The sequence below is a fragment of the Pseudomonas sp. DW-iso3 genome (genome assembly GCF_058725305.1).
This window is the reverse complement of record NZ_JBZXDZ010000006.1, coordinates 44,368-57,322: the sequence shown is the minus strand read 5'-3', so window position 1 is coordinate 57,322 and position 12,955 is coordinate 44,368. Positions and strand designations below refer to the sequence as shown.

The following is a 12,955-nucleotide window of genomic DNA, read 5'->3' as shown; positions in this document are numbered from 1 at the left end:
CTAAGTGGGAAATCGGGTGCGGCCGCTGACGCTAGCGGGACGGAATGTCGCGCAAATCGTCAACGATGAATCGGCTCAATAAACCGGTGTAGAAGGTCTCGACGCTGGAGTTGCCAGAGTTGGTCAGCACCCCGGCCATCGTTTTAATGTTCTGCCAGTCGCCCTTGTAGCCGCCTGGCATCAGCCCTTGGCGAGCCTGAGAGAAATGCAGCACTTCGGCGCCGGCTTTCTTGACCTTGACCTGGTAGTTGAAGTCGACACTGGCGAGGATGGTCTTGTCATCGACGATGGCCGTCATGAAACCGCCTTGGGTGTCTTGTATCCGCCGGGTATAGATGACGTTCACATCCAGCAGGTAATCGGCCTTGTCCTTGCTGCTGGCGTAGCGCTTGGCCTTGAGCAGGCGGTCGATCAAATCGACACCGAGCTGCTGGCGCACTTTGTCATCCGACAGGAAGCGTTCATTCTTGCCCACCACCTCAACATCGAAGGTGTCGAGCCAGTAGGTAGCGGTCTTGGGAATGGCTACCGGCGCCGGGGAGATGTAGTAATCCGGCTTGGAGGCACAGCCCGCCATAAGGCAGGCCGCGAGAAATACGGCAAACACGCGCATGTCTGAATTCGTCCCTGAAAAGTATCGTGCTTTAAACAGTCGCGGCATTTTACGGAGTTGAAAGCCGTTCTCAAGTTGTTTTGAAGCCCGTGTGGCGTCGCTTTACTGACGCTTACGTGCAACCATCCGGTCGCCATGCGCTAAGGCGTTGTCAGTCAACCAAAAAGAGTGATGGCTAATAGCCTTCACCCGACAGATAAAAAACCTCCCCTCAAGTTATGCCCCTGAAAGACGAGACAGTGGCTTGGTTCATTCATTTATAGGGATATTGCGTGTTGAAAACCCTCCTCCGGGCGGCAACGCTCGTCGCCGCGTTATCGATGACCGGCTGTGTGTCATACACCGTCACCGGCCCCATCGGCGCTCCGCTCCATCCGGCTTCCACCAGCAGCCCGCGCAGTGCGCAAGTCGCCGATGTGACGGTGAATGCCACCGACGTCAATGAAGCCAACAAAACGGCGATCAGCAGCTCCCTCACGGCCCAGATCACCCAGTACGTGCGCACGGCGGGCTATTTCAAGCAGGTGACCGAGTATCCGGTACGCCTGGGCGAGCACGACGTCACCCTCAAATTCAATATGACTTCCCTCAAGGGTCATCGCGCCCCGCACCCGGCGTACGTGCCGGGGGCGCTGCTGACGTTGACCATTTGGATCTGGGTCAACGGACCGATCTACGTGGACAGCTTTGACGTCGCCGGCGACCTGGTCATCGTCGATCGCGATGGCAAGGAGCTGGCGTCGGCGAAGGAGTCGATCAAGTTCGAACATAACGTCGGGTTGTACAGCGGCCAATATTGGGCGCCTTCGATGGGCGGCCAGCAACTGACCAAACTGGTCACGCAACTGCTCGACACCGCTACCGCCAACCTGGCGAAACCCTAGTTTCAGGAGCAACACATGAAAGGATTGATCAAACACTGCCTGGTACTCGCGGCAGTCTTGCTGACCGGCTGCGTGTCCTACTCACAACACGAACTGCCAGCGGTGCAGACCTGGCCTCCGACGGCTAACGTGCCGGCGCAAAAACCGACGGCGTATGTGCATACCACCGCGCAAAACCACGTCAACGGCGGTCCGGGCAATGCTGCCGTCGGTGCCCCGGTGGTGGTGTGGGAAAAAGCCGTGGCTGACTCGTTGCGCCAGTCCAATCGTTTTTCACGGGTGAGCACTGACAAAGTCGACTCGGACATCTACGTGGATGCCACGCTGCACAACAACGAAGAGTACAGCCCGGTGTCGGCGTTCATCACCGGCTTTACGCTGTTCCTCATTCCGAGCACGGCAAAAAACACCTTCACCCTGGAAACGGTATTCAAGGACAAGGATGGCAAGGAGTTGGCTCGTGTGAAGAAGAGCGAATCGGTACGCACCTGGATGCACCTGGTGCTGATCGTGGGCATCCCGTTCCAGGCGGACACGCTGGAAGTGGTGGAGGCGCTGACGCGCAGTACGCTGGATGAAGCGGTGCAGCGCAAGTTGTTCTGATGAAACCTGTGGCGACGGAGCGGGCTCCCTCGCCACAGGCAAAGCGTATGACCTTAACTGTGCTTAAAACGCATAGCGCGCCTTGAGCATCACGCCATCGGCGTCAAACCCACTGCGCGCCTGACGGGTGTAACTGGCGCCCACGGTGAAGTCTGCAACCTGGTAGTTCACACCCACACTGGCTTCATAGCTATCCCGTGCCACTGACGCGCCGGTCACAGTGAATGCCGAACCGCCGAGCATGTAGCTGGAAGTTTGCGCCACGCGATCGCCCATCAGGTCGTGATACGCCATCAACGTCGCTTCCGGCTGCAGGCTGCCTGCGCCCATTGGCAGGTTGCCAGCCAGACGCACGCCAGCGCCCAACTCGCCCACTTCATAACGCTGCGAACCTGTGCTCAGGGCGGCCGACGACCCTTTCTCGTCGTAGCCCTCCATGCGCACGTTGGAGTAACGCGCAGCCACACGAGGCTCGATCACGACGGCCTGGGACGGCTTGAAGCTGTAGCCGCCGATCACGCTGGCCGACAACACGTTGCTGTCGTAACTGCCCTTGGCTGTAGTGCCTGCGATATGGCGCTTGCTGTCGTTGTCGTTATGGCCGTAGCTGAGACTGCCGTCGACAAACCAGTTCTGCAGCGACCAATTGCCGTACAGCGACAGCGCATGGCCCTCGACATCGGTCTTGTTGCCGAGGTCGGAATGGATGTTGGAATTGAGGTAGCTGTACGCCACGCCCAAGGTGGTGGTGTCGTTCACACGACTGTCCACACCCACCGCCATGCCGCTGCTGTTGGCCGAGTAACCGTTGTCACCGCCACGGCCGTCCTGGTCCATGTTGCTGCTCAGACCCTGCACCCACACGCCACCGGCCTGGCGGCTTTCGCGTTGGTCAGTGAGGCGATTGAAGATCGCGCCGTTGATCACGGTTTGCCCGGACAACGCCACATCCAGTGCGCCACGGTTGACGTCCGGCTTGAGCTGGTCACTGATCTGGGCCAGTTGCTGCGCCGTACCGGCGTTGGCCAGGGCCTGGAACACCTGATCGTTTTGGCTGAGCTGGCTCAGTACGCCATTCTTGAAGGTGTTGACCGCTGTGGCTGAAGCCGCGCTGGCGCCCACTCCGGCCAGCGCTTGCTGGACTTGCTGATTATCTTTGACCGCCACCACGGCCTTGACTGTCTGCGCGTCGGCCGAGTAGCTGAGCACGTTCAGCAGCGCCGAAGAACTGGCCACCGACAGGCCGTTATCTTGCACGCTGGTGGCTTGCAGCAGGGTGTATTGAGTGCCGCTGTTGGTGCTGGCGAAATCACCTGGGTTGGCGCTTACCGTCAGCTTCGAGGCTTGGGCAAAGTTGGCGGCACCGTTGACGGTCAGGTACGGCGTGGTCGGCACCACGCTGTCGGAAAGGTGCATATCAATGCCGGCGCCGCTGGCCACGTTGAGGTTGCCGGTAATTGCAGTGCCTGGCGCGGAGAGGTTCAGTGAACCTGAGTTGATCGACACCGGCGCGATGATGCGGCGGCCCGTGAAGCCCGCCTGGCCGTCGATGTTCACCGCGTTCAGGTTCAGCACATCACCGATGATGTTGCCACCCGTCCAATTCAACGTCGCGAGGTTGGCTGCATCAATCGCGGTACCGGAATTGCTGCGAATCTCGCCGGCCTGCTGGTTGATTTCAAACGTCGAGACCTGGTCGGCCGGGTTGACACTGATGGCTGTGCCGTCAGCGCGGATGATCCCGCGGTTGACGATACCGCGTGAGCCCGCCGCGCTGTTTTGCACAAAGTCGGCACCGGAGAATTCGAACGCCCCCGCATCGGTGCCCACGCCTTCGATGGTGCCGGTATTGAGGATGTAATCGAAGGTGCCCTGGTACACCAACATGCCACGAGCGCCCAGACCATTGGCCGAGACCAGGCCACTGTTTTCGATACGCAGCGGGCTGGTCTCGGTTTCAACTTCGATGCCCCAGGCGCCTTCGCCCGTCGCCTTGACGGTGCCGGAGTTGAGGATCTTGCCGCCGATGGTGGTCGGGGTATTGTTGTCACGGTCCAGAATGATGCCGATCGCGCCTTCACCCGCCATGTCGATCAGGCCAGTGTTGGAAACATCCCCGGCGATGGTGGTGCCATGCAGGTAAATACCCTCGCCCCCACCGATGAAGGAGGGAAACGGTGCCGGTGTCGAAGGGGGTGTCGAACGGATCGTGCCGGAGTTGATCACACTGCCGCCAATGACCGTCTTGCCGATCTCCATGCCTTCGTCGCCGCCATTGTTCATCGAAATGATACCGGCCTGCTCGACGTTACCCGTGACAGAACCGGGGCTCAGGTTCTGAGGACCGGTCCAGTACATCGGGTCCAGCGCAATGCCACGGATGGTACGGCCATCGGCATTCAGCGTAATGTCCGCGCGGTTGATCAACGAGCCCTGGATGTGGGTATTGGCGACCCCCAGCCCCGCAGCGGCCGTGCTGTTCTGATCGACCACCTGGGTGGTCTGCCCGGTGAGCACCAACGACTCATTGTAGGTTTCGCTGATGAACATCGTTTTGCCTGCGCCAAGGTCGACATCCACCGCCAGCACCTGGGTGCTGATTGCGCCGACCATGACTGCCAACAGGCTTTTCTGGAACTGCTTGCGCTTCATTTCTAACTCCATGAACTACAGATCAAAGCCGCCAATAGGCCCGGCGGCCGCAGGTGTACTGAGCGAAGGATCAAAGGATCCGAGTGCATACCCTTGTCGCGCGTGCCGGATGCGCAGGTGCAACCCTTCGCACCGCGAAAGGCAGTGACGAGGCAGGGAATAGGGGGGAAGGCTCACATTAATCCTTAATGCTGTTGAAAACGTTGCAGTCCATGCAGCCCAACCGGATGGGGTTGGGCGGGGTAAAGACATTGGGATCCACGAAAAGGTTCGGGGCTGTATCGGCAAGATGCGTAGTCGAGCACAGAAATCAATATCTACGCGCGTCGCCATCACACCACACCCGTGTGTCCGACTTTTTCTAAAACAGGTAGTAACTGGAGTTGGCTTTATTGGCTGGAGCACCCACTGGTTATAACGCCGTTAATAACTTCAGAACCGTAGGCGCAGACTGCTTCCAAGAATTTCTGACGAACCGCCTATATCGAAAATGGGGACGCGAAAATGGGGACGGATTTATTTAGGCTTGGCGCTGACCGGCCAGTAATCACTCAATAAACCTGTATGCTTTCTCTCCGCTCAAGACAGCCGTTAAAAGACATAACATCCTTTTACGTTAGACGTTTCGTATCTCCATGACTTTATTATCCGATCCGCAGCGACAAAAACCGAATATCGACAATCTCTAATCCAAGTTATGTAATAGCGTTTGCCTCCGCTTTCATCAACAACCTTATCAAACGTCTTGTTCTCATTTACAGGCGACCAATATGAGTCGCCACAGCCTCGCGTGCAGTCCTTGTAAAGATGGGAATCAAAATGAGTACCTACCCAGAGATTCATTCCATTTTCCCAATTGGAATGGGAAGGTGCGCACCCCGCCAAGGCCGACAATAATACGATTAAAAGCCATTTATTAATTTTCACGCTTTTTCTCCGATTCAATGGCTGGGCGGTACTTATCGTACAGGGCTCCATAATTCACAATCAGAGCAGGCGGCATGCTGCCCAAATTTTCAAAAAGCGACATATCCGCTTTTTTGTAGGCTTCCAAATTAATCATCCAGCCATCGTGCAATGTAGCAAACCCATTAAACCCTGGAACTTGATTTAATATATTGCTGACTGGAGTACCGTGACAAACAGAATAAAAGCTACCACAGTCTGTTGTACGGTTAAGACCAATATTTTTCCCCTCTCTTATCACGCCACCCTCATCAACTTGTGGGACATAGCCGCCGCTAAGCGGGTCATATTTTGCCCCTCCGTCTCTGTCCACGCCTGGTCTTACATCCGGCCCACGGCCAGCAGAGTATTCATACACTTCGGTCAGCGCCCCCGTGCCCGCGATGGTCAGCCAAGACTTTTTATCTTTGCCACTCAACACGCCTTTCAGTGCGGTATTCGCGGTATAAGCCTTGACCCGCTCGGCATAACTCACCGTCTTGTAGTTACCGTCCGATGTTAATTCACGCCCCCAACCGTTGGTGAAGGCCGCACCAAAACCGGCAATCGCCGCGCCCGTGGCGTAGCCTTTCAGGGCATCTGCGCTGGTCACATCGTCAAACACCTTTCCAAGATTACCCTTGTTATTGATCGTGCTTGCAGCCGCCGTGCCTGCCATTGAAGAGAGTGCCGTTGTAATCATCACGTTACCCCAGCCTGCCGCCGCCACACCTGACGCTGTGCCCGCCGTCACCATCGCAGAACTGCCCGCCGCCGCCATTGCCGTACCCGACCCGGCACTGGCCCCGGCCGCAGCACCCAGTGGGCCGCTTGCAGCTCCCGCGGTCAGTGCCGTCACGACAATAATGATGGCCAGCATCGCGCCCTGGCCCAGACTCGAATGGCTGTACTTAAAGGAGTCATGCACCTCTTGAACCTGGCGCCAGTCGACATCGCCGCGTTTCTCGGCATCCTTCAACCACGCCAACTGCGGGTCCGCCTTGACCATCACATCAATGGTCTGGGCAACCGTTTTCTGGTCGATATGGTTGATATCAACCTTCAAGCCATCGACGGCCTGGATCGCGAACTTGCCCTGTGCAACGATTTGAGTCTGGCGAAGGGTTTCATCGGTGTTGCCGCGCCCTGATGAGCTCGTCCAGGCCAAATCGCTTTTGCTCTTGGTATGGCTTTCTTGATGCAGGTCTTTGACCGCCTCGAACGTCACCGATCCACCACTGAGGATGTTGACGTCTTTGCCACTCGTCAATTTGGCGCGCTGGTAGAGTTGGTCACTGCCACTGATCAAGCCGATATCGCCACCTGCATTGATTTCACTGCCGACGTGCGTCACGCGGGTCACTTCATCGCGACGGGTTTGTTTACTCCCCCAGCCACTATTTTTCTTCATGTCATAGAGTGTGTAGGCGCTGTTTTGCCCCGCCAGCAGGCCCAAGCGCCGATCGCTGTACAGGTACGCCTCATTCCCCGCACTGATCTTGCTGGCGACGAGCGTCGTGTCACGCCCGGCCTGGCTGGTAAAGTCCCTGCCAGCTGTCAACACACTCGCGACTTGCGTGGTTTGCTCGTCCGAGGTCTTGATGCGTTTCTTGCCATCCTTTTCCCGGCCCTCGACGTTGTGCGTATCACCAACGGAGACAACGTTGAAATCGCGTACAGCCTGCACGTTCATGTCTTTGCCAGCAGTAGCGTTGCTGCCGATGATGTTTACATCCTGCCCGGCCTTCATGTTCAGGTTGCCCCCCGCCGTGACGGAGGCGGCAAGGTTTTTGACGTCGGTGGTGATGCTGGATTTATGGCCGCCGTCGCTGAATTCATGCTTGACGCTGGTATCGCTGGCGGCAACGAGGTTGAGGTCGCGGCCGGCGACGAGGCTGGCGTCGTTACCGGCGACCAGGGCGCCGCGGTTGGTGAGGTCGCGGTGGGCGTCCATGGCCAGGTTTTCGCGGGCGACGATGGTGCCGGCGCCGCTGTCCCTGAGGGTGCGCATGCCGGCGCCGTCACGCACCTGGATGGCGGTGGTGTCGTTGGTGATGTCGCCTTTGAGCGTGGCGAGGCTGACTTGCTTGCCGCGAATTTCGCCGGCCATGGCGTTGCGGATGCTGTCGTCGGCCAGCAGGCTCAGGTTGTTGCCGGCTTCGATCAGGCCGCCGGTGTAAATGCTACCGCCCGTGCTGGCGGCAGAGAGATTGTTGCTGGCGCGCAGGGTGCCGACGTTGACCAGGTCGCCGCCGGTGACCAAGTTCAGGTCGCGCCCCTGAATCAGGCTGTTGCCGCGTACGTTGCGCGATTCGGCCTGGGCCAGGTACAGCACCGGGACGAGGACTGTCTGGCCGTCGACTACGCGGTTTTCCATCCACACAATGTCGTGGGTCAAGGCGCCGACCTGCTGGCTGGTCAGCGTGACACCGACACTCAGACGCAGGGCGTCTTTGCTCGCGAGGGCGTTGTCCATCAGGTAGCGGAATTGGTCGGCGTCGCTGTACAGGCCGCCAGCGAGGAAGCGTTGGCCGGTCTGGGCGAGCACCGCGTCGCGGATCAGGCGGGTTTCGTACTGGCCGTCACCGAGGCGACGCCAGGCGTCGTCGGCGCTGTAGCCGAGTTTGCCGAGCATGTAGTCGGAGCTGAAGAAGCCCTCTAACGAGGTGAACTCGGGGTTGGTTTCGATCAAGTAATGGCTGGTAGGGTCGACGTTTTTAACGAACAGACCGTATTCGCCCTTGGGCAACTGGAAGTTGGGCGCGGTGGTGGGGTCGACCGGCGCGAACGGCGTGCCCGTGTAGTCCACAGGCACGAATCCGCCGCCGGGTGCGACACCGGCCACTGGCAGCACGGTGCCGGGCGACTGGGCGCTGACGTCGTTGGCGTGCTTGCTCAGGTTGATGTTGATGCCACCGACAGGGATGCCGGTCTGGTCATCGCCCAAGGTGCCGGTCAATTGCGCCAGGGTGTTTTCGTGCAACGTGCCGTTTTGCAGGGTGCGGGCGACGTTGAGGTTGACGGTGCCGCCGGCTTGCAGGGTGGCGCCATAGCCTGGGCCGGTGTTGTCGGTCCAGGTGGTGACGTTACTGACCTCAGCGAAACGGGCATCCGAAGAACGCGCCTTGAGTGCTTCGAAACGCGCCAGGTCAAAGTTACCGGCCGCGACCGCAGCGTTGAACGCCGGGATATCGACGTACTCCATCTGGTCCCAATAGCCAAGGTCGATCCTGTACGGCGTACCGATGACGATGGTGTTTTGACCGGTGCGCGTACCCGCGCCCTGGTTGAGCAGGTCATTGGCGACGATGCCCAGGTTGCCATTGGCGGCCATCAGGCTGTAGCGGTTCTGCACCATATTCGCCTGGATCAGCAGATCCTTGCCTGCTACAAGGCGAGCGGGTGCCGAGTCCTTGACCGCTGATTCGAGGTAGGTCTGGTAGATGTTGATTTGGCCACGTTTGAACGAATCATGCCCGTCGCAATGCTGGCCACATAACCACTCCACACGCCCACCCTGCAGGGTTTGCCCGAGTTCGAATTCGGCCTTGGCGTTTTCCACAAACGCCGCATTGATGCTGATATTGCCGGTACTTTCGACGGTGCCGGAAAGGTTGCTGAAACCGGCGGCAGGCCCGCCATCAATGGCGGCAAAGCTGAGGTTGCCCTGGCTGTACACGTCACCGTAGGTATTGCTGAAGTTGTTGCCACGCAAAATCATATTGCCGCCACTGAACAGCAGCGAATCGGCAGCATTGGTGAAACCGTTCGACGCCAGCAGGTTCACGGCACCCTGGGCGCCCAGGGTTCCTCGGTTATTGATCTGGGTCGCCGCAATGTCCAGTTGCTGACGTGCGGTAAGAAAACCAAGGTTATCCAGCGTACCGCCCAGGTTCAGTTGAGTGTGGCTGCCCGCCAGGCGTCCGCCGTTCTGGCTGAGGTTATTCGCCGTCACGCTGAGTTTTTGCAAGGCCGACACACGACCACTGTTGGTGATGTCGCCGGTGGTGGTGATGCTCAAATCACCATCGCTGAGCAATTCGCCGCCGTTGTCGAGGCTGGCTACGTCGAGGATCAACCCCTTGCCACTGGCCATGCGGTCGCCGGCCTTGAGGGTCAGGCCCTGGGCGCTTTTGTAGGTAAGGACTTCGTTGAGTTGTACACGGCCGAGGCTGACGACTTTACCGAATGCCCAGTCAGCGGTGCCCATGCCCTGGATATTGCCTTGGCTGCCAGTAAGGCCGGCAGTGTTGATATGGAACAGGCCACTGCCGGCGTGCTGCAACATACCGCCCTGGTTGTTGAGGTTCGCGGTGTCGAGGCGCAAGGCCTGGCTGGCGAACTCCAGCGTACCGTTCTGGTTGTTTAGCTGGTCGCTGAAGTCGAGGCTGCTGTTGGCGCCGCCCAATGCACGCACTTGGCCGCCGGCACTGTTGTCGAGGTTGCCGCCGACGAGGGTCAGGCCTTGGTTGGCTTCGATCAGGCCCCCCTGGTTGGTGAGGGTAGCGCGTGAGGTCAGGTTGAGCACATTGCCGCTGATCTGGCCGCTGGCGCTGTTGTCGAGGGTCGCGCCGCTGACGGTGACCTGTTCTTTACCGAACAGTTTGCCGCCACGGTTGGTCAGGGCTTCGACCGTCAGTTGCAGGTCGCCCAGCAAGCTCGCCATCAGGCCACCGCTGCCGTTGTCGGCCTTGTCGGCGGTGACGGTCAAGGTATCGCCTTGCACAGTGCCGCCCTGGTTATCCAGGCTTGCGGTGTCCAGTTCGGTGTGCGCGCCGCCGCTGAGGATCAGGCCTTTGCGGTTGGTCACACTCTGGCCGCTGTAGCCCAGGCCCAGGTTGCCGGCCAGCAGTTGGCCGTTGTCGTTGTTCAAATACTGGGCGGCGATGTCCAGACGCTTGCCGCGCAGGGTGCCGCCGTCGTTGTTGAGGGTGGTGAGGGCCTTGACCAGCAGGTTGCGCTCGCCGGCGTCGATCACGCCATCGACGTTGGTCAGCAGGTCACTGACGTTGAAGGTGATGTCGCCGCCATCGCTGACCAGCGCGCCCTTGTTGCTGTTGGTGAAGCGCTGGGCGGTCACGTCGACCGTTTGGCCGAGCAGGATGCCGGCGCTGTTGTCCAGGCGCTCGCCTTGCAGTTGCAAGAGGCCTTCGCTCTGGATGCGGCCTTGGGCATTGAGCAACTGGCCCGGGCCTTTGAGCAGCAGGCTGACGCCTTCGGCACCACCGGCCAGCAGGCCGGCGTTGCGGTTATCGAGGCCGGAGGCGCGTACGTCGAGCTTGTCGCCGAGCACACGGCCGGCGCGGTTGTCGATGTCCCCTGCGTTGACGTCGAGCAGCAGCTGCTTGCCGACGATCACGCCGCTCTGGTTATCCAGGTTTGCAGCGTGCAGCTCGACATTGCCCTGCCCGGCCTGCAAGCGGCCTTGAGCGTTGTTGAGCTGTTGGGCAGTCACGAGAGTGAGCTTGCCGGTGTTGGCGCTCAGCACACCATTGGCGTTGCTGCTAAGGGTGCCGGCGTTGAGGCTGAGGTCGGTGCTGGCCTGGGCGAAACCCTGGTTGTTGTTGAAGGCGTTGGCGACGGTGAGATTCAACGCGCCATTGTCGGCCTGGATCAAGCCTTTAAGGCTGTTATCGAGGTTGGTGGCGTTGACTGTCGTCACGCCAGCCAGCAGCACGCCGTTCTGGTTGTTCAGGTTGCCCGCGTTGACCGTCAGTTGGTTGGCGACGACCTGCCCGCCGTTGTTGTTCAGCTCGCGGCTGTCGAGCACCAGGCTGCCGCCGGCCATTTCAATGCGGCCTTGGCGGTTGTCCAGGGAGGCACTGGTCAGCGTGGCGGCCTGGCCGTCACCAAAGCGGATCAAACCGCCGAGGTTGACAATGGCCGGTGCGTCGACGGTCAGGGCCTGCTCGCCGAAAAGACGTGCAGTGGCGCCCTGGTTGGTCAGTTTGGCGCTGCTGACGCTGACGTTCTTGGCCTGGATGATTGCGCCCTGGTTGGTCAGCGCTTGCGCGGCGGTGATCGCCAGGGCTCGGCTGGCCAGCAAGTTGCCAGTGGTGTTGACGGTTTGCGCATCGACGACCAGGTCGCCGGTGGTGTTTCGACTGTTATCGGGCGCGACACCCGCTTCGATGATGCCTGGGTTGGTGACCGTGGTCGCCTTGATTTCGATGCGTTGGCCGGCGGCCACACTCTTCTGGTTGACCAGTGCCTGGGCGCTGGTCACTTGTACGTTGCCGGCGGCGTAGACCTTGTCGGTAAGGTCGACGTTCTGCGCCGTGACCTTGACGTTACCGGTGGCCTGCGTTTGCGCCATGCTCAGGCGTCCATTGGCATCGATCTGGATATCGCCGCCGCTGGCCGCGAGCGTGCCGTCGAGTTTCACGCCCACACCGGCTTCGGTACCCACCAGCTTGATCGCGCCGGCATACATACCGCCCAAGGCCGACGAATCAATGGCCAGCTCAGGCTTGGTGCTGCCGTCATCGGCGCGTGGGGTAGCGTTCAGCGTTCGCGCGTCCACGTCATTGCGACCGGCGATCACCGTCAGTTCGCGCGCGTTGATCTGCGCGTTGATCTTGGCCGAGCGGGTGATGATTTCGAAGCGGTCGACGTTGCTCGCGTTCAAGCCCTGGCCATCGATGGTCACGGCGCCGCCATCGACCTGGTAGCGCTGCAACTGGCCGTTCGCGTCGAGCACCGGTTTACCAGTGGTCAGGGTGACGTTTGGCGTGTTGATGAAACCACAGCCGCTGCAAGTGACGCCGTAGGGGTTGGCCACGATGACCTTGGCCGATTGCCCCGCCACTTCGGTGTAGCCGCGCAGCTGGCTGGGGCTGCCGCCGTTGACTTCGTTGAGGATGACGCTGGCTGCGCCGCCCTTGAGGTTGGGGTTGCCGACGATATAGCCGCCCAACTGGGTGTTGGTCACCGCACCGTTGGCATTGTTGAGGATCACGCCGTTGGGACCCACGTTGTAGTCCTTGAACTGGTTGTGGGACAGGCCACTGCCGTTAGGCGTCGCGATGTTCACCACGGGCACGCCATTACCCGCCGCGCCAACGGTGGTCCCCGGCGCACTGACCACGATGCCGTCGGCCCGGGCCAGCAGCGGCTGCCAGAACAACGCGTTGGCCAGTATCAGCACCAGCCCGCGCTTGGGCAGGCCGAGGAACGAGTTACGCGGCATCAATGCCGCGGAAGGTTGGCGGGCCAGAAAGGCAAATTGGCGAACATCCATTTTCAGATTCTCGTTGCT

The 12,955-nt window shown here is 59.9% G+C and carries 5 protein-coding genes; 2 read left to right on the top strand and 3 right to left on the bottom strand.

The genetic code is table 11. The features are described from left to right. Positions 1-31 precede the first annotated feature (31 nt). Positions 32-613 (bottom strand): hypothetical protein, encoded by a 582-nt coding sequence (locus tag AC4PS7_RS18220; RefSeq protein WP_183703054.1) that lies wholly within the window; start codon positions 611-613, stop codon positions 32-34. 272 nt (positions 614-885) lie between these two features. Here AC4PS7_RS18220 and AC4PS7_RS18215 point away from each other — a divergent pair, with 272 nt between their 5' ends. Together AC4PS7_RS18215 and AC4PS7_RS18210 are read left to right on the top strand one after the other, a co-directional pair. Further along, positions 886-1,497, top strand: a complete 612-nt coding sequence (locus AC4PS7_RS18215) for a hypothetical protein (RefSeq protein ID WP_183703057.1) — start codon at positions 886-888, stop codon at positions 1,495-1,497. Between the two features lie 15 nt (positions 1,498-1,512). Next, positions 1,513-2,100, top strand: a complete 588-nt coding sequence (locus AC4PS7_RS18210; protein WP_010214232.1) for a hypothetical protein — start codon at positions 1,513-1,515, stop codon at positions 2,098-2,100. A 63-nt stretch (positions 2,101-2,163) separates the two neighbouring features. Here AC4PS7_RS18210 and AC4PS7_RS18205 read toward each other — a convergent pair whose 3' ends face one another. Both AC4PS7_RS18205 and AC4PS7_RS18200 read right to left on the bottom strand, forming a co-directional pair. Then, positions 2,164-4,752, bottom strand: a complete 2,589-nt coding sequence (locus AC4PS7_RS18205) for an autotransporter family protein (RefSeq protein WP_492179664.1) — start codon at positions 4,750-4,752, stop codon at positions 2,164-2,166. 916 nt (positions 4,753-5,668) lie between these two features. After that, positions 5,669-12,937 (bottom strand): two-partner secretion domain-containing protein, encoded by a 7,269-nt coding sequence (locus AC4PS7_RS18200; RefSeq protein ID WP_492179663.1) that lies wholly within the window; start codon positions 12,935-12,937, stop codon positions 5,669-5,671. Between the last annotated feature and the right edge of the window lie 18 nt (positions 12,938-12,955).

Excerpts from the sequence above, each read along its gene's own strand:
- AC4PS7_RS18220 (WP_183703054.1), bottom strand. The coding sequence starts at position 613 with ATGCGCGTGTTTGCCGTATTTCTCGCGGCCTGCCTTATGGCGGGCTGT.
- AC4PS7_RS18210 (WP_010214232.1), top strand. The coding sequence starts at position 1,513 with ATGAAAGGATTGATCAAACACTGCCTGGTACTCGCGGCAGTCTTGCTG.
- AC4PS7_RS18200 (WP_492179663.1), bottom strand. The coding sequence starts at position 12,937 with ATGGATGTTCGCCAATTTGCCTTTCTGGCCCGCCAACCTTCCGCGGCA.
- AC4PS7_RS18205 (WP_492179664.1), bottom strand. The coding sequence starts at position 4,752 with ATGAAGCGCAAGCAGTTCCAGAAAAGCCTGTTGGCAGTCATGGTCGGC.